This window comes from Sinorhizobium sp. FG01 (assembly GCF_002531875.1).
GTDB classification, from domain to species: Bacteria; Pseudomonadota; Alphaproteobacteria; order Rhizobiales; family Rhizobiaceae; genus Sinorhizobium; species Sinorhizobium fredii_C.
The window spans coordinates 109,223-126,724 of record NZ_NWTB01000010.1 but is presented as its reverse complement, the minus strand read 5'-3'; the positions used below and the strand labels follow the sequence as shown (position 1 = coordinate 126,724).

The window sequence follows — 17,502 nt, the reverse complement described above, 5'->3', positions numbered from 1 at the left end:
ATACAGCAGCCCGGCGAAAGCGCGGGCTGTCACAGGTTCCGGGGAGTTCGATGAACCCTAATTTTCGAAATTTTGCCCTCTGGGCAATCATAGCGCTTCTCCTGATCGCGCTGTTCAGCATGTTCCAGCAGCCGACAGAGCGCACGGGCTCGCGTGAAATTCCCTTCTCGCAATTCCTGAAGGACGTCGACGCCAGCCGCGTCAAGGAAGTTGTGATCACCGGCTCCAAGGTGATCGGCAGCTACACCGAAAGCGGTGCGACGTTCCAGACCTATGCCCCCGCCGTCGACACCGCCTTGACCGAGCGGCTCGAGGCGAAGGATGTAACGGTGACGGTGCGTCCGGAAACCGACGGTTCTTCCGGCTTCCTGAGCTATATCGGCACCCTGTTGCCGATGCTTCTGATCCTCGGCGTCTGGCTGTTTTTCATGCGCCAGATGCAAGGCGGCTCGCGCGGCGCTATGGGCTTCGGCAAGTCCAAGGCCAAGCTGCTGACGGAGGCGCATGGCCGCGTGACCTTTGACGACGTCGCCGGCGTCGACGAGGCCAAGCAGGACCTCGAGGAAATCGTCGAATTCCTGCGTGATCCGCAGAAGTTCCAGCGGCTCGGCGGCCGCATCCCGCGCGGCGTGCTGCTGGTCGGCCCGCCCGGTACCGGCAAGACGCTGCTTGCCCGCTCGGTTGCGGGTGAGGCGAACGTGCCCTTCTTCACCATCTCCGGGTCCGACTTCGTCGAAATGTTCGTCGGTGTCGGTGCCTCGCGCGTCCGCGACATGTTCGAGCAGGCGAAGAAGAACGCGCCCTGCATCATCTTCATCGACGAAATCGACGCGGTCGGCCGTCATCGTGGCGCCGGCCTCGGCGGCGGCAATGACGAGCGTGAGCAGACGCTGAACCAGTTGCTCGTCGAGATGGACGGCTTCGAGGCCAATGAAGGCATCATCCTGATCGCCGCGACGAACCGCCCCGACGTGCTGGATCCGGCGCTGTTGCGTCCCGGCCGCTTCGACCGCCAGGTCGTCGTGCCGAACCCGGACATCAACGGCCGCGAGCGAATCCTCAAGGTACATGTCCGCAATGTGCCTCTGGCGCCGAATGTCGACCTCAAGGTTCTGGCGCGCGGTACGCCCGGCTTCTCCGGCGCCGACCTGATGAACCTCGTCAACGAGGCGGCGCTGATGGCGGCGCGGCGCAACAAGCGCCTCGTCACCATGCAGGAGTTCGAGGACGCCAAGGACAAGATCATGATGGGTGCGGAGCGTCGCTCCTCCGCCATGACCGAAGCCGAGAAGAAACTCACCGCCTATCACGAGGCCGGTCACGCGATCGTCGCCCTCAACGTTCCTTCGGCCGATCCGCTGCACAAGGCGACGATCATCCCCCGCGGCCGCGCGCTCGGCATGGTGATGCAACTACCCGAAGGCGACCGCTATTCGATGAGCTACAAGTGGATGATCTCACGCCTTGCCATCATGATGGGCGGGCGCGTCGCCGAGGAACTGACCTTCGGCAAGGAGAACATCACCTCCGGCGCATCGTCCGATATCGAGCAGGCGACGAAGCTTGCGCGGGCAATGGTCACGCAATGGGGCTTCTCCGACCAACTCGGCCAGGTTGCCTATGGCGAAAACCAGCAGGAGGTCTTCCTCGGCCACTCCGTGGCGCAGCAGAAGAACGTCTCCGAAGCGACCGCCCAGAAGATCGACAACGAGATCCGCCGCCTGATCGACGACGCCTATGAAGCGGCGCGCAGCATCCTGACCGAAAAGCACCATGAGTTCGTGGCGCTCGCGGAGGGACTCTTGGAGTACGAGACGCTGACCGGCGACGAGATCAAGGCGCTGATCCGCGGCGAGAAGCCGGCACGCGATCTTGGCGACGACACACCGCCGCATCGTGGGTCGGCGGTGCCGTCGGCCGGCACGAAGAAGGAAGTCGGCAACAAGGGCGAGGAACCCGAAGGCGGCTTCGAGCCGCAGCCGCAGTAATTCAGCCGGCGTCCACGGCCATGCCAATCAAAACCGCCGCTTCCGAAGGGAGCGGCGGTTTTTTGCGGCTCATGCATGTCGCCCAAAAGTGTGCAGCAGTTTTGGGATAACGACTGTACAAGACAAAGACCTACAGCGCGCCGCGTGAATACGTTTGAAACGCGACGCGTTTAGAGTCATCGCCAAGCACGGCGCGCTTGGTAACGCCCTGTAATGATTTCTGATGGTAGTGTTGCTGCCGTTTGTTGTGCATTTGTGTCAAAGATGGCGCAAAGCCGCCCCATTTACCGTTTCGACGGGTAGGGGCTTACTATAGTTGAAGCGAGGGGAGGAAGCGCGGCCGCGTTTCCAGTCCCTCTTCGAAAGACCCGCAGGCGAGGTCCGGGGACATGAAGACTAGTCGCGGAACACGCAACCAGACGCGCCCGGCAAAAGAGATCCTGCCGAAGCAGGACGATGGAGTTCTTATGAAGCGCAAATATTTCGGCACCGATGGTATTCGCGGCCAATCCAATATATTCCCGATGACCGCCGATCTCGCCATGCGCGTCGGCGTTGCGGTCGGAACCATTTTCCGCAACGGCGCGCATCGTCACCGCGTGGTGATCGGCAAGGACACGCGACTTTCGGGCTATATGCTGGAAAACGCCATGGTGGCGGGCTTCACCGCCGCCGGTCTCGACGTCTTCCTGCTCGGGCCGATCCCGACGCCTGGCGTTGCGATGCTGACGCGGTCGCTCCGCGCCGATATCGGGGTGATGATCTCGGCCTCGCACAACCCGTTCCGCGACAACGGCATCAAGCTGTTCGGGCCGGACGGCTACAAGCTCTCCGACGACATCGAGGAAAAGATCGAGGAGCTCATCGACCAGGACATGTCGGGGCAGCTTGCCAAGCCCGAGGACATCGGCCGGGCCAAGCGCGTCGACGGTGACATCTACCGCTATATCGAGCAGGCGAAGCGCACGCTGCCGCGCGACGTCACCCTGAAGGGACTGAGGATCGCCATCGATTGCGCGAACGGCGCCGCCTACAAGGTCGCTCCCCTGGCGCTTTGGGAACTCGGTGCCGAGGTGGTATCGATCGGCACCGAGCCGAACGGCGTCAACATCAATCTCGAATGCGGCTCGACGCATCCGGAGGCCCTGCAGAAGAAGGTTCACGAGGTGCGGGCCGACATCGGCATTGCACTCGACGGCGACGCCGACCGGGTGCTGATCGTCGACGAGAAGGGCACGGTGATCGATGGAGACCAGCTGATGGCGGTGATTGCCGACAGCTGGGCGGCCGACGGCATGCTGCAGGGCGGCGGCATCGCGGCCACCGTCATGTCGAATCTCGGTCTCGAGCGCTATCTCCAGACGCGACGGCTGAAGCTCCACCGCACCAAGGTCGGCGACCGCTATGTCGTCGAACAGATGCGGCAGGACGGGCTGAACGTCGGCGGCGAGCAGTCCGGCCACATCGTCCTTTCCGATTTCGGCACGACGGGGGATGGCCTCGTCGCGGCGCTGCAGATCCTCGCCGTCGTCAAGCGGCAGGGCAAGGCCGTGAGCGAGGTTTGCCGACGCTTCGAGCCGGTGCCGCAAGTCTTGAAGAATGTCCGCGTTTCCACGGGCAAGCCGCTGGAACATGAGTCGGTACGCCAGGCGATCGCCGACGCCGAAGCGGAGCTCGCCAAGGGCGGCCGGCTTCTGATCCGCCCTTCCGGCACCGAGCCCCTGATCCGCGTGATGGCGGAAGGCGACGACCGCGGCAAGGTCGAGCGCATCGTCGACGAACTGGTCAACGTGATCGGCAGCGTGCGCAACGCCGCCTGACCGAAGCCGCCCGTTCCGGATCGACGAAGGCGCGGCCTTCGCTGGCCGCGTCTTCACTGATGCATGCCGCCCAAAACTGTGCCGCGGTTTTGGGATGACGACATGCACAAAACAAAGACCTAAAGCGCTCCGCGTGACTACGCTTGAACGCGACGCGCTCTAGTCTCATGTCCAGGTCGCACGTACGTCCTGCACGCGGGCATTGTCACCGATTCATGCCTGAGTGCCGCGAATACTTCAAATCGTTAATATTCACGGTAAATTTTTGTAGTTAATCGAGGCTTAACCTTTCCCGGGCACTATCCTGCCGAGCATCTCGTCTGATTGTATCTATTCGGATCGGCGAGCGAGGGTATTCCAGCGTATTGGGGTGGGGCATGAAGAGGATTTTTGGTGGCGTTGCTGCTGCTTTGCTCAGTGGCACGTCGGTTTTCGCCGCAGACGTCTATCAGCCGCCAGCAGAGCCGCCTTATGTCGAGCAACCGGTTGAAGTCGTCGAGACGAGTGGCTGGTATTTGCGAGGCGATGTCGGCTACGCTTGGAACGATCTGCGCGGCGCGCATTTCTTCCAGGGCTCCAACGCAAGTCTGGTCGACTTCGACAGGGCCGATCTCGATGACTCCTACGTCCTCGGCGGCGGTGTCGGCTATCAGATCAACAACTATCTGCGCGCAGACGTGACGCTTGATTACCTCGGCGAGGCGGATTTCACGGGCTCGACCAGCGGCAGCTGCGGTGTCGCTGCCAACTGCGTGTCGACCGATATCGCTTCGATGTCGGCATGGAGCCTGTTGGCCAATGCCTATGTGGACCTTGGAACCTACGGCTCCTTCACACCCTATGTCGGCGCCGGTATCGGCGGCACGCGCGTGAAATGGGGAACGTTGCGCAACACGAGCTGCGACGCCACCGATCCGACGAACTGCGATCCGACCGTCGAGCATGACGGCCGGGCCAAGTGGCGCTTTACCTATGCGTTGATGGCCGGCACGGCGGTGGACCTCACCTGCAATCTCAAGGCAGACGTCGGATACCGTTTTCGCCATATCGACGGCGGCGACATGTTCGGTTTCAATCTCGGCAGCGGTCCCGGTTTCGACAAGGACATCTATGTCCACGAGGCGCGGGCCGGTCTTCGCTACACGTTCGGTAGCCCATGCGAAGCCGCCTACGTGCCGCCGGCCGAACCCATCGTGTATAAGTAGGAGCCACAACCGGCGGATAAGGGGCTCCGGCCGGAGCCCCTTATCCGCATTAATAAGTTGAAGCTTCGTCTTCGCCACGCGCGCCCATGCTGCCCCGCCAGCTGCTGTGTAGTACCTGGAATTGCTGCATGCCGTGCGACGAGAGGCATTCGTTAAAAGTTTCCCAATCAACATGCTTAACCGCTGGTTAACTTGTCCCTGCCAATAGTTAACGAGGCACTTACGGGTGGCGTTGACGACTGGCGAGGGCATGCGACATGGACTGGCGGAACGGAATTCTCGGTATCGCTCTGAGCGCTGGCCTGCTCTTGGCCGACGCAGCCGCGGCGAACGACGAAGATCTGCTCGACGCGCCGGAGATCACGATCTCCACCGAAAAGGAAGCGGGCAGCCGCCTCTATCTGCGCGGCGACATCGGCTATGCGGGCTGGACAGGCGAGGGCGATCCCTTCTATCGCAATTTCAATAGCGGCACCGGCAGCTACAGCAATGTTCCATTCGACGACGCCCGTTTCGATGAGCCGGTCTCCGGCACGATCGGCGTGGGCTATCGGATCACCGACGTCTTCCGCGCCGATCTGACAGCCGAATATTTCGAAGGCCGTTTCAACGGCTCGTCGCTTACCGCAGGCCCTTGTGCGGGCGAGGGGGCCGGAACGTCCTGCGCGCTTTCCCAAAGCGGCAATTTCTCCGCTCTCGGGCTAATGGCGAACGGCTATGTCGATCTGGCGACGCTCGCCGGTTTCACGCCCTATGTCGGCGCCGGCATCGGCGCGACGCATATCGACTGGAAAACGGTTCGCGAAAGCTCGACCTGTATCGCCGGCGGCGGTGCCTGTTCCGGGGCGGCGGCGGGAGGTTCCTATGAGGGTCGCGACAGTTGGCGGTTCACCTATGCGGTGATGGCGGGTCTCTCCTACGACGTTACCGACCGGCTAAAGTTCGACATCGGCTATCGCTATTCCCGCATCGCTGAGGGCGATATGTTTGGCTTCGGCGCCGAGGCGCTTGCCGGTGCAAGCGGCAGCAAGGGCCATGATGACGGCCTTTCCCGCCACGAAATCCGCGCAGGCTTGCGGTTCGCACTCTGGTAGGGCTCCGTCTGCAACACAGCACGATGTGCTCGAAGCGCCAAAAATCGTGTCATACGCGACACAAGCCGCTTGACATCCTCTCTGCGCCACAATATTTCGGACGGCGGGACACCCCTCCCCAACGAGGGGCTTCTATCTGAGAGGATAGCATATGACGAAACCTGCCAAGCCGGACGTGCGCCCGGCAAATACCCATTTTTCTTCTGGTCCTTGCGCCAAGCGTCCCGGATGGACGCTCGAAGCTCTCTCCGATGCGCCGCTCGGTCGTTCGCACCGCGCCAAGATCGGCAAGACGAAGCTCAAGCAAGCCATCGATCTTACCCGTGAAATTCTCGAGGTGCCCGGCGACTACCGCATCGGTATCGTGCCCGCTTCTGACACCGGCGCCGTCGAGATGGCGCTGTGGTCGCTGCTTGGCGCGCGAGGCGTCGACATGCTCGCCTGGGAAAGTTTCGGCGCCGGCTGGGTCACCGACGTGATCAAGCAGCTGAAGCTTCCCGACGTCCGCCGCTTCGAGGCCGACTACGGCGAACTGCCGGATCTCTCAAAGGTCGATTTCGACCGCGACGTCGTCTTCACCTGGAACGGAACGACTTCGGGCGTCCGCGTCCCGAATGCCGATTTCATTCCCGCCGACCGCAAGGGCCTGACGATCTGCGACGCGACCTCGGCCGCATTCGCGCAGGAACTCGACTTCGCCAAGCTCGACGTCGTCACCTTCTCCTGGCAGAAGGTTCTGGGCGGCGAGGGCGGCCATGGCGTGCTGATCCTCAGCCCGCGCGCGGTCGAACGGCTGGAAAGCCATGTACCGGCCTGGCCGCTGCCGAAGATCTTCCGCATGACCAAGGGGGGAAAGCTGATTGAGGGCATCTTTACCGGCGAGACGATCAACACGCCGTCGATGCTCTGCGTCGAGGACTATATCGACGCGCTTCTCTGGGCGAAGTCGGTCGGCGGCCTCAAGGGGCTGATCGCGCGGGCCGATGCCAATGCCGACCTGATCCACCGTTTCGTCGCCGCCAATGACTGGATCGCCAACCTGGCCGTCAAGCCGGAGACCCGCTCCAACACCTCTGTTTGCCTGAAGATCGTCGACCGCGACGTGACGGCCCTCGATGCCGATGCGCAGGCCGCCTTCGCCAAGGGCCTCGTCGCGCTTCTCGACAAGGAGGGCGTCGCCTTCGATATCGGGCACTATCGGGATGCTCCCTCCGGCCTCCGCATCTGGTCCGGCGCGACGATCGAGGCGGCCGATATGGAAGCGCTGATGCCGTGGCTCACCTGGGCATTCGAGACCCAGAAAGCGACGCTCTCGCAGGCCGCCGCCTGATCCGACGCGACCGTTTCGCTCTTCTTAAGGGCGAAGCCACTCCAATTCCGTTCAGACACTGTTCCAAGGAGGCCTTTCATGGCACCTCGCGTTCTCGTATCCGATGAACTTTCGGAAACCGCCGTTCAGATCTTCCGCGATCGCGGCGTCGAAGTGGATTTCCAGCCGAAGCTCGGCAAAGACAAGGAGAAGCTTGCCGAGATCATCGGCAATTACGACGGTCTCGCCATCCGCTCCGCCACCAAGGTGACGGAAAAGCTGATCGCCGCGGCGGCCAATCTCAAGGTCGTCGGCCGCGCCGGCATCGGCGTCGACAATGTCGACATTCCGGCCGCCTCGCGCCGCGGCATCATCGTCATGAACACGCCCTTCGGCAACTCGATCACCACGGCCGAGCACGCGGTCGCGCTGATGTTCGCGGTCGCCCGTCAGCTTCCCGCCGCCGACAATTCCACCCAGGCCGGCAAGTGGGAAAAGTCGAAGTTCATGGGCGTCGAGATTACCGGCAAGGTGCTCGGCGTGATCGGTGCCGGCAATATCGGCTCGATCGTCTGTGCCCGTGCAATCGGTCTCAAGATGCACGTGCTCGCCTATGATCCGTTCCTGTCGAAGGAGCGGGCGGAGGAAATGGGCGTCGTCAAGGTCGAGCTGGACGAACTTCTCGCGCAGGCCGACTTCATCACCCTGCACGTGCCGCTGACCGACAAGACGCGCAACATCCTCAGCGCCGAGGCGATTGCCAAGACCAAGCCGGGTGTGCGCATCATCAACTGTGCCCGCGGCGGCCTCGTCGACGAGAAGGCGCTCGCCGATGCGCTGAAGTCCGGCCATGTCGCCGGCGCGGGCTTCGACGTCTTTGAGGTGGAGCCCGCCACCGAAAGCCCGCTCTTTGGCCTGCCGAACGTCGTCTGCACGCCGCATCTCGGGGCCTCGACCACCGAGGCGCAGGAGAACGTGGCGCTGCAGGTGGCCGAGCAGATGGCGGACTATCTCGTCAAGGGCGCCGTCACCAACGCCATCAACATGCCGTCGATCACCGCCGAGGAAGCGCCGATCCTGAAACCCTTCATCCGCCTCGCCGACGTGCTTGGCGCCTTTGTCGGGCAGGCGACGGAAAGCGCCATCAAGGAAATCGAAATCCTCTATGACGGGTCGACCGCAACAATGAACACCAAGGCGCTGACCAGCGCCGTTCTCGCCGGCCTGATCCGTCCTCAGGTGGCTGACGTCAACATGGTCTCCGCACCGATCATGATCAAGGAAAAGGGCATCATCCTTTCTGAGGTCAAGCGCGACAAGACGGGCGTCTTCGACGGCTATATCAAGCTGACGGTGAAGACGGCGAACCAGACCCGATCGGTCGCCGGCACGGTCTTCTCCGACGGCAAGCCGCGCTTCATCCAGATCAAGGGCATCAACCTCGATGCCGACGTCGGCAACCACATGGTCTATATCACCAACACCGACGTTCCCGGCATGATCGGCTTCATCGGCACGACCCTCGGCGATGCCGGCGTCAACATCGCCAACTTCCAGCTCGGTCGCGAAAAGCAGGGCGGTGACGCGATCGCGCTGCTTTACGTCGATGGTCCGGTTTCCGAGACGGTGCTCGACAAGCTGCGCGCCAACGCGGCGATCCGCCAGGCGAAGCCGCTGGTGTTCAACGTCGATTGAGCAGCCACGCTGTTCCAGCTTGGATATGAAATGCAAACGTGCCGGCCCCATCCGGCGCGTTTCTCTTTTGAGCGCTCACCATGGGCCGCGATAAAGCGTGCCGTCACTTCGGCGGCCTCGGCCGGCCGTGTTCGGCGATCGCGATGCCGCCGAGGACGAGCAGCAATGCCACCAGATGATAGGCGTGAAACGTCTCGCCGACGAGCAGAACGGAAAGCAGCGTTCCATAGACCGGGATGGCGTTGATGAACAGGCCGGCGCGGTTGGCGCCGATCATTTCGACGCCGCGGACATAGAGAACCTGTGACATCAGCGACGGAAATATCGCGGCATAGAGCACGATCGCCCAACCGGTCGCGTCCGGCACGATGGCGCTGCCGCTTTGAGCTTCCCAGACGAGCAGCGGGATGGAACTGATGAGCGCGCCGAAGGCGGGTGCCGCGATGAAGCTCTGCCAGTGCATCGCCGGTTTCCAGCGAAGAGTGACCGTATAGACGGCGTAGACGATGCAGGCGAGGATCATCAGCCCGTCGCCGAAATTGAACTTGAGCCGCATCAGGCTCGTGAAGTCGCCATGGGCGGCTGTCGTGAGCACGCCGATCAGCGTCACGGTGAAGCCGACGACCTGCGCGATCGAAACCTTCGTCCGGAAGAACACGAAATTGAACAGGAAGATCAGCATCGGAATGCCGGCCTGAAGGATCACGGCGTTGATCGCACTGGTATATTTCACCGCCGAATAGAGGAAGGCGTTGAACATCGTGAAACCAACCGCGCCATAGGCGAGCAGCTGCAGCCAGTGGCGGCGAATCTTGTCCCAGTCACGGCGGATCTGCGGCGTCATCAGCGCAAGAATGACGCTGAGCGCGACGAGCCAGCGCAGCGTCGTCAGCATCATCGGGCTGACGTGCCCGACGGCCATCTTGCCGGCAACCGAATTCCCGCCCCAGAAAAGCGCGGTGATGGCGAGATAGAAATAGGCTTTGGAATTCACGGCGCTGCGATCCGCATGGAGGTGAAATGGATTGCCGAACCGGCGGGAGAGTTCGCAGATATAGGCGCTAACGCCATATCTTGTCATGCAAAAAGGGCCGGGCCCCGGGCATAACGGGGTCGCTTTCCGAAAGACAACACAGTATAGATGCGCGGGTTTGAGAACAGCGCAACGTCCTCGTGCGCGCGTGAACAGGAAGAGAAATATGACGAACGTCGTGGTGGTCGGATCCCAATGGGGTGACGAAGGCAAAGGCAAGATCGTGGATTGGCTCTCGGAGCGCGCCGACATCGTAGTGCGCTTCCAGGGCGGCCACAATGCCGGCCATACCCTGGTGATCGACGGCGTCAGCTACAAGCTGTCGCTGCTTCCCTCCGGCGTCGTCCGGCCCGGCAAGCTAGCCGTCATCGGCAATGGCGTCGTCATCGATCCGCATGCGCTGATCGCGGAGATCGACAAGCTCGGCAACCAGGGCGTCAAGATCACACCGGACAACCTGCGCATCGCCGACAATGCCACGCTCATCCTGTCGCTGCATCGCGAACTCGACGGCTTCCGCGAGGACGCTGCCTCGAACAGCGGCACCAAGATCGGCACGACCCGCCGCGGCATCGGCCCGGCCTATGAGGACAAGGTCGGCCGCCGGGCCATCCGCGTCATGGATCTCGCGGACCTCGACACCCTGCCGGCCAAGGTCGACCGGCTGCTGACGCACCACAACGCGCTGCGCCGCGGGCTCGGCGAAGCGGAAATCAGCCACCAGGCGATCATGGACGAACTCTCCTCCGTCGCCGCGCGCGTGCTGCCGTTCATGGACACGGTCTGGCTGTTGCTCGACAGGCAGCGCCGCAAGGGCGCGCGCATCCTGTTCGAGGGCGCGCAGGGGACGCTGCTCGACATCGACCACGGCACGTATCCCTTCGTCACCTCCTCGAACACGGTCGCCGGTCAGGCGGCCGCCGGTTCCGGCATGGGACCGGGCGCGCTCGGCTATATTCTCGGGATCACCAAGGCCTATACGACGCGCGTCGGCGAAGGACCGTTTCCGACCGAACTCAACGACGAAATCGGCCAGTTCCTCGGCGAGCGCGGCCACGAATTCGGAACCGTCACCGGCCGCAAGCGCCGTTGCGGCTGGTTCGATGCCGCCCTGGTGCGCCAGTCGGTCGCCGCCAACGGCATCACCGGCATCGCGCTCACCAAGCTCGACGTGCTCGATGGCCTCGACGAGCTCAAGATCTGCGTCGGCTATACTCTGGACGGACAAGAGATCGATCATCTTCCCGCAAGTCAGGCGCAGCAAGCTTCGGTAAAGCCAGTCTATATTACGCTCGAAGGCTGGAAGGAATCGACGGTCGGCGCCCGCAGCTGGGCCGATCTTCCGGCACAGGCGATCAAATATGTTCGCCAGGTCGAGGAACTGATCGGCGCGCCCGTCGCACTGCTTTCGACGAGCCCGGAGCGCGACGACACAATACTTGTGACCGACCCGTTTGAGGACTAGTGTCGGCGCAAGGAAGCGGCGCCGCATTGCGGCTGCATGACTAGGATTTGAGAAAGCATCTGATGGCGGATTTTGTTGCAGTTATTCGCAGGACCGTTGACGGCCTGTCGGAAAACACACCCGAAATGCGGGGCAGGGTCTACGAGAAGGCGCGCAGTGCCGTGCGCCGCCAGCTCGAGAACATGTCCCCGCGGCCATCGGACGACATGATCAATCGCCAGTTGAACAAGCTGGAACTGGCGATTTCCGAGGTCGAAAACGAACACGCCGAGGCCCTGCCGGCAATCGAAGAAGCCGAAGCACCCGAACAGCCCGAAGTGCTCGAGCCGGATGCAGCCGAAGCGTCCGCCGAACAGGAGGCTGCCGCTCCGGTCTCGCCGGAGCCGGCGCCGGTTCCGGCCGAGGCTGCCGAAGTTGAGCAGGCCGTCGCCGAGGAATCCGCAGAAGAGGCGGCGCCGGAGGCTCCGCAAGCCTTCGAAGAACCGGTCCCGGCCGATGAGGTCGTTCCCGCCGCTGCGCGAGAGGTGCCGGAGCACCGGGAAGCCGAGCCCACCCTGGCCGCCGCGGGCGAGCACGAACAGGAACCGCCTGCCACAAGCGAGGAACCGGAAGCCGTCTCGGCCGAGCCGCAGTGGGGCGCAACGGTAGAGGAATACGTCCCGGCGGAGGAACTCTCTCCGGCCGAGGAAGCCCCGCCGGTGGCGGAAGTCGATAGCTGGCAGCAAGCGCCCGCCGAGGAGGCAACCGCCTCCGAGCCGCAGACGGAGGAATTCGACCGCGACGAGCCGCCGGTCGAGCCCGAGCCCGTGGCAATTGGAGACCCTGAGGAAGAGAGGGTTCCGGAAGAGCCGGTCGGCGAAGAGGCTCCACCGGCTGAGGCGGCACCGGCGAAACAGGAACCTTCGGAATGGGCGCTGCCGGAGTGGGAGGACGTCCCGCCCGCCGCAAGCGCCGGTGAAGAGCCTCCGGCATCCGAGGCGCCGCGCCAGGAGGCGGCCGGCCCCGAGCGGCTCGGCATGCATCCGGTGGAGCCCGAGACAAGCGCCCCGGCTCCGCGGCCGGCTGAGGCGGAGACGGCGCAGGCCTGGTCCTTCGACGACAGCGATCCCTTCGCTGCGCCCGCCGACACCAGAAAGGACAAGCCGGCTGAGCCGGAGGTCTCTGAATGGGCCTGGCCCGTGGAGAAAGCGCCGACCGCTTCGAACGAAGAGGAGCGCGCCGGCACCGCATGGGATCACATCGATGATCTGCTCGGCCTCGATGAGGCCGGCCGGAGGGCGAACGACTCGGACGCTGCCGCCAAGGAAGACGACCAGGTCGGCGACGTGGCGCCGGCGGCCGTATCGCCGCGGCCTGCCTCCTACCGCGTTGCTCCCAAGCCATCCCGCTTCAACGTGAAAAGCCTGGCAATCGCTGCGGTGATCCTGCTTCTCCTTGGCGGTGGCGGCTTTGCCTATTGGGTGAACAGGGAAGCGGGCAATGCCTGGCTTTCCGCAATGCTCGCGAAAATCATCCCCGCCGGTCCGGAGACGCAAACGCCGCCCGGCCGCGAGGGCGAGCCTGCCGTGCAGCCGGGCGAACAGTCCGGCGCCCAGGAAGGTACGGCATTGCCGGACGACAAATCGAGCAAGTTTACCCAGCGTTTGCTTGCCGATGGCTCCGAGCGCGACGAAGGGCCCGCCGGCGCGAACGGCAGCGAAATAGCGCAGGAGGGCAAGTCCGTCGCCCCGCAGACGGAGGCCGGCCAGCCGCAGGGCGCCGCGGCGGGGCCTGAGCAGGCCGCCGCCCAGCCCCAACAGCCCGCCACCAACCAGGACAGCGGAGCGCCGCAGACCGAAGTTTCCATCGCCGACGGCGAGAAAATGTTCCTCTATGAGGAGCGGCTTGGCCAATCTTCGCCCACGGCGGTTCCGGGCGCTGTCGCCTGGTCCATCAAGGAGGAGTCTCCAGGCGGCGACGCCAAGCCCGAGCCGGCGATCCAGGCCCAGATCACCGTTCCGGACCGGGGCATGACGGCGCTGATGACGATCAAGCGCAATGTCGATCCGTCGCTGCCGGCAAGCCACGTGATCGAATTCGTCTTTTCGCTGCCCGAGAACTTCGAGGGCGGTGCTATCGAGGGCGTGCAGCGCGTATCGATGAAGCGCACAGAGCAGGATCGCGGTGACCCGCTCATTGCCGTCCCGGCGAAGATCACCGACGACTTCCACATGATCGCGCTCAACGATTTCGCGGAAGCGGTCGGCAGCAACACCGAACTCTTGCGCAGCCGCAGCTGGATCGACATCCCCATCACCTACCGCAACGGCCGCCGCGCCCTCTTGACCCTTGAGAAAGGCGCCAGCGGCACGGAGGCCTTCAGTAAGGCCATGCAGGCCTGGAGTTCGCTCGGCAGCGCGGCCGCGGCGAGCGGCCAGTAAGAAGACCGAGACAAACACAAAGGCCCGGCTGGATGGCGTCCAGCCGGGCCTTTGTTTGTTCTGAAGGCGTGAGGTCGATCAGGCGCCCTCGACGACCCGGAGCGAATTGGCGCGCTCGAGTGCCGCCTTGCGGACTGCTTCCTGGACCTTCTCGAAGGCGCGGACCTCGATCTGGCGGACGCGCTCACGGCTGATGTCGAATTCGGTGGAAAGATCTTCCAGCGTCACCGGATCTTCGGTCAAGCGACGCGCCTCGAAGATGCGGCGCTCGCGGTCGTTCAGGACCTTCATCGCGTTGGCGAGCAGGGCGCGGCGACTTTCGAGCTCGTCCTGCTCGATCAGGATTTCCTCCTGGTTGTCGTGCTCGTCGACCAGCCAGTCCTGCCACTGTCCGGAGTCGCCTTCGCTGGCCTTGATCGGCGCGTTGAGAGACGCGTCGCCGGAGAGGCGCCGGTTCATCGAAACGACCTCGTCCTCGCTGACCTTCAGGGTCGTCGCGATTTCCTTCACCTGCTCCGGCTTGAGATCGCCTTCGTCGAGAGCCTGAATACGGCCCTTCAGCCGCCGCAGATTGAAGAACAGGCGCTTCTGGTTGGCGGTCGTGCCCATTTTCACCAGCGACCAGGAACGCAGGATATATTCCTGAATGGCCGCCTTGATCCACCACATGGCATAGGTCGCCAGGCGGAAGCCGCGATCGGGCTCGAACTTCTTGACGGCCTGCATCAGGCCGACATTGCCTTCCGAAACGACTTCGCCGATCGGCAGGCCGTAGCCGCGGTAACCCATTGCGATCTTGGCGACGAGGCGCAAATGGCTCGTCACCAGCTTGTGGGCGGCGCTGCGGTCGTCATGCTCCTGATACCGCTTGGCGAGCATGTACTCTTCCTGCGGTTCGAGCATCGGAAATTTGCGGATTTCGTCGAGGTAGCGGTTGAGGCCGCCCTCTCCAGCGGCAATGGTCGGCAGCGTGTTGCGGGCCATGAAGCACCCCCTTTGTGCATCTCCGGCCTCCGGGACGGCAGGCCGGGCGTGGGTCTTCGTCCAGACCCCACGAGGCTAGAAGATAAGTACGGCGAAAGCATGATTCAAGGAGTCCGGTTTCACGCTATCGTGAGACCGGAGGAAGGAAGATTTCCTATTGAAGCGTCCCTAAAATCGGGATTCTTCGCAGCGATTTCAAGAGGCTGCGCGAAGGGCGGCGACCAGTTCCTGCATGTCCGCCGGCATCGGTGCTTCGAAATGCATCGTGTCGCCGCTGGCAGGGTGCTCGAACTGCAGCATGAAGGCATGCAGCGCCTGCCGGGAGAAGCGGTTGACCACGCCCTTGGCGGCTTCGGGCAACAGGTTAGCCTTCGTCCGGAAGGCGGCGCCATAGTCGGGATCGCCGATTAGCGGATGACCGATATGGGCCATGTGGACGCGGATCTGGTGCGTCCGGCCGGTTTCCAGATGGCATTCGACGATTGAAGCGAGACAGGTGCCGTCCGGCTTCTCGTGATAGCGCTCGACCACTTCGTAGTGGGTGATCGCTTCGCGCGCATCATCGCTCTCCTCGCGCTTGACGGCGCGTTTCGTGCGGTCGCCGGCCCGGCCGAGGGCGGCATTGATCGTGCCCTTCAATTGGCGGGGGCGGCCCCAGACGACCGCCTGATAGGCGCGCTCCAGCGGCCCGGTGCGGCCGTGGTCGGCAAACTGGTCGGAGAGATGCCGGTGGGCGGTGTCGTTCTTGGCGACGACCATGACGCCGCTCGTTTCCTTGTCCAGCCGGTGAACGATGCCCGGCCGTCTGACGCCGCCGATGCCGGAAAGGCTGTCGCCGCAATGGTGAATGAGGGCGTTGACGAGCGTTCCCGTCCAGTTCCCGGCACCCGGATGGACGACGAGACCGGCCGGCTTCACCAGCACGATCAGATCATCGTCCTCGAATAGAACCTCGAGCGGAATGTCCTCGCCCTTGGGTTCCGGATCCTCGGGCGCGGGCAGGGCGATCTCGAAGCTGTCGCCCGGGTGCACCTTGCGCTTGGGTTCGAGCACCGTGATGCCGTTGATCGAAACGGCTCCCTGTTCGATCAGGGCCTTGATGCGGTTGCGGGAGAATTCGCCCGAAAGCGCCTCCGTCAGAAACGCATCCAACCGCCCGGCGGCATTCTCGTCGGCGCTCAGGACTTTCCTATTGCCGGTCGCTTGTTTAAAGGGATCGTTCATTCCGTTTCAATTCCGACAGAAAGCCAGCCATGACCGCGATCGAGCCCGACGAACAGGAAGACAAGCCGCTTGACCCGGCGATGGAGAATGTCCGCCGCAAGATGGTGCGCCTGCAGCTCGTTTCGGCCGGCGTGATGTTGATCATGCTTATGGCCGTCCTCGGAACGATTGTCTACAAGCTGACGCGGAGCGACGGCGCTGCGGAGGCGACGCCGCCGGCGGTCAGCGTGCCGGGCGATGCGCCGCTGACCGCGATTGCGGCGCTGCCGGCCGGCTTTTCGGTGACCAATGTGGCGCTGTCCGGTTCGCAGGTGCTGTTCTATGGCAGCCTGCCGGACGCAGAACCCCGTGCGATCGTTTTCGACATAAAGGCGGGACGCATCGTCGCCGACGTCACCGTCAGGACGCAGTGACGAGATGGTCGCGGCACCGCTTCCGATCCGCATCGAGGATCCGTCGGACCCGCGCATCGCCGCTTTCCTGTCGATCAAGGAACGGGATCTCACTGGCCGGCAGGGCCGCTTCATTGCCGAAGGCACGGTCGTCCTGCGGATGCTGGCGGCCGCGCACCGCTCCGGGCGCGGCATCATCGCCGAGGCAATCCTGCTGCTCGAAAACCGGTTTGACGGCGTCGCAGAGCTGCTTGCACAATTCCCCGCCGATGTGCCGGTCTACGTGGCCGATGCCCGGGTCTTCGACGCGATCGCCGGCTTCAACATGCATCGCGGTGTTCTGGCGCTCGGCCGATCCGATGCGATGCCCGGCCGTGACGCCCTCATCGCCGCCCTTCCTACCGCAAGCCTCGTGCTTGCCGCCTGCGGCATATCGAACCATGACAATATGGGATCGCTGTTCCGCAATGCCGCCGCCTTCGGCGTCGACGCAGTGCTGATGGATGCATCGAGCTGCGATCCGCTGTACCGCAAGTCGATTCGGGTGTCCGTCGGATCGGCGCTGACGCTCCCCTTCGCGCGCGAGGGGACGGCCGCGGACCTGATCGAAAGGCTTCATGCCGCCGGGTTCGCGATATGGGGCCTTTCGCCGCGCGGCGAGACGGACGTCACAAAAATTCCGCCGTCGCCGCGCACGGCATTGCTGGTCGGGACGGAAGGCGAGGGGCTGCCGGCGACGATCCTTTCCGCGGTCCGCACCGCGCGTATCCGCCAGCGTCCGGGCCTCGACAGCCTGAACGTCGCCATGGCCGCGGGCATCGCGCTGCATCAGGTCGCCAGCGCCAACGGTCGAATCTGAGGGGAAGCCCGAGC

General features: G+C 63.7%; 13 protein-coding genes. 10 read left to right on the top strand and 3 right to left on the bottom strand.

All coding sequences use genetic code 11. The annotated features are described in order from the left end of the window. The first annotated feature begins 50 nt into the window (after positions 1 to 50). The 6 genes from ftsH to serA all read left to right on the top strand — a co-directional run bounded on the left by ftsH (position 51) and on the right by serA (position 9,111). On the top strand, positions 51 to 1,988 hold the full coding sequence (ftsH, locus tag CO656_RS18190) for an ATP-dependent zinc metalloprotease FtsH (protein ID WP_012709279.1): 1,938 nt from the start codon (positions 51 to 53) through the stop codon (positions 1,986 to 1,988). Between the two features lie 467 nt (positions 1,989 to 2,455). Next, positions 2,456 to 3,808 (top strand): phosphoglucosamine mutase, encoded by a 1,353-nt coding sequence (gene glmM, locus CO656_RS18185; RefSeq protein ID WP_037420011.1) that lies wholly within the window; start codon positions 2,456 to 2,458, stop codon positions 3,806 to 3,808. A 377-nt stretch (positions 3,809 to 4,185) separates the two neighbouring features. Next, positions 4,186 to 5,013: an outer membrane protein gene (locus tag CO656_RS18180; protein WP_037420010.1), complete on the top strand. Its 828-nt coding sequence runs from the start codon at positions 4,186 to 4,188 to the stop codon at positions 5,011 to 5,013. A gap of 257 nt (positions 5,014 to 5,270) precedes the next feature. Then, positions 5,271 to 6,107: an outer membrane protein gene (locus CO656_RS18175; protein ID WP_097526639.1), complete on the top strand. Its 837-nt coding sequence runs from the start codon at positions 5,271 to 5,273 to the stop codon at positions 6,105 to 6,107. 151 nt (positions 6,108 to 6,258) lie between these two features. After that, entirely contained in the window at positions 6,259 to 7,437 is a 1,179-nt protein-coding gene (locus CO656_RS18170; protein ID WP_097526638.1) for a phosphoserine transaminase, read from the top strand. 78 nt (positions 7,438 to 7,515) lie between these two features. Beyond that, positions 7,516 to 9,111 carry a phosphoglycerate dehydrogenase gene (serA, locus tag CO656_RS18165; protein ID WP_037420008.1) on the top strand — a complete coding sequence of 532 codons (1,596 nt, stop codon included), beginning with the start codon at positions 7,516 to 7,518 and terminating at the stop codon, positions 9,109 to 9,111. Between the two features lie 103 nt (positions 9,112 to 9,214). Here the strand turns inward: serA and CO656_RS18160 are convergent, their stop codons facing one another. Continuing rightward, on the bottom strand, positions 9,215 to 10,105 hold the full coding sequence (locus tag CO656_RS18160) for a DMT family transporter (RefSeq protein WP_037420159.1): 891 nt from the start codon (positions 10,103 to 10,105) through the stop codon (positions 9,215 to 9,217). Positions 10,106 to 10,310: 205 nt separating this feature from the next. Between CO656_RS18160 and CO656_RS18155 the strand changes: the two genes are divergently transcribed. After that, complete coding sequence (locus CO656_RS18155) at positions 10,311 to 11,609, top strand: adenylosuccinate synthase (protein WP_037420007.1); 1,299 nt, start codon at positions 10,311 to 10,313, stop codon at positions 11,607 to 11,609. A gap of 62 nt (positions 11,610 to 11,671) precedes the next feature. Further along, positions 11,672 to 14,029 carry a hypothetical protein gene (locus tag CO656_RS18150; protein ID WP_179864786.1) on the top strand — a complete coding sequence of 786 codons (2,358 nt, stop codon included), beginning with the start codon at positions 11,672 to 11,674 and terminating at the stop codon, positions 14,027 to 14,029. A gap of 78 nt (positions 14,030 to 14,107) precedes the next feature. On the opposite strand, the gene rpoH is transcribed toward CO656_RS18150, so the two are convergent. Continuing rightward, complete coding sequence (gene rpoH, locus CO656_RS18145) at positions 14,108 to 15,013, bottom strand: RNA polymerase sigma factor RpoH (RefSeq protein WP_037388791.1); 906 nt, start codon at positions 15,011 to 15,013, stop codon at positions 14,108 to 14,110. A gap of 195 nt (positions 15,014 to 15,208) precedes the next feature. Next, complete coding sequence (locus CO656_RS18140) at positions 15,209 to 16,237, bottom strand: RluA family pseudouridine synthase (protein ID WP_097526636.1); 1,029 nt, start codon at positions 16,235 to 16,237, stop codon at positions 15,209 to 15,211. A gap of 29 nt (positions 16,238 to 16,266) precedes the next feature. Here CO656_RS18140 and CO656_RS18135 point away from each other — a divergent pair, with 29 nt between their 5' ends. Both CO656_RS18135 and CO656_RS18130 read left to right on the top strand, forming a co-directional pair. Beyond that, a complete protein-coding gene (locus CO656_RS18135; protein WP_097526635.1) occupies positions 16,267 to 16,650 on the top strand; it encodes a hypothetical protein in 384 nt (127 codons plus the stop codon). A 4-nt stretch (positions 16,651 to 16,654) separates the two neighbouring features. Further along, the gene (locus CO656_RS18130) at positions 16,655 to 17,488 is read left to right on the top strand and encodes an RNA methyltransferase (protein WP_097526634.1); all 834 of its coding nucleotides are present in this window, start codon (positions 16,655 to 16,657) and stop codon (positions 17,486 to 17,488) included. The last annotated feature ends 14 nt before the right edge of the window (positions 17,489 to 17,502 follow it).

Bases quoted from the DNA above. Each gene is read 5' to 3' on its own strand.
- CO656_RS18130 (WP_097526634.1), top strand. From the start codon at position 16,655: ATGGTCGCGGCACCGCTTCCGATCCGCATCGAGGATCCGTCGGACCCG.
- CO656_RS18180 (WP_037420010.1), top strand. From the start codon at position 4,186: ATGAAGAGGATTTTTGGTGGCGTTGCTGCTGCTTTGCTCAGTGGCACG.
- CO656_RS18155 (WP_037420007.1), top strand. From the start codon at position 10,311: ATGACGAACGTCGTGGTGGTCGGATCCCAATGGGGTGACGAAGGCAAA.
- CO656_RS18170 (WP_097526638.1), top strand. From the start codon at position 6,259: ATGACGAAACCTGCCAAGCCGGACGTGCGCCCGGCAAATACCCATTTT.
- rpoH (WP_037388791.1), bottom strand. From the start codon at position 15,013: ATGGCCCGCAACACGCTGCCGACCATTGCCGCTGGAGAGGGCGGCCTC.
- CO656_RS18140 (WP_097526636.1), bottom strand. From the start codon at position 16,237: ATGAACGATCCCTTTAAACAAGCGACCGGCAATAGGAAAGTCCTGAGC.
- CO656_RS18150 (WP_179864786.1), top strand. From the start codon at position 11,672: ATGGCGGATTTTGTTGCAGTTATTCGCAGGACCGTTGACGGCCTGTCG.
- ftsH (WP_012709279.1), top strand. From the start codon at position 51: ATGAACCCTAATTTTCGAAATTTTGCCCTCTGGGCAATCATAGCGCTT.
- CO656_RS18135 (WP_097526635.1), top strand. From the start codon at position 16,267: ATGACCGCGATCGAGCCCGACGAACAGGAAGACAAGCCGCTTGACCCG.
- CO656_RS18175 (WP_097526639.1), top strand. From the start codon at position 5,271: ATGGACTGGCGGAACGGAATTCTCGGTATCGCTCTGAGCGCTGGCCTG.
- serA (WP_037420008.1), top strand. From the start codon at position 7,516: ATGGCACCTCGCGTTCTCGTATCCGATGAACTTTCGGAAACCGCCGTT.
- glmM (WP_037420011.1), top strand. From the start codon at position 2,456: ATGAAGCGCAAATATTTCGGCACCGATGGTATTCGCGGCCAATCCAAT.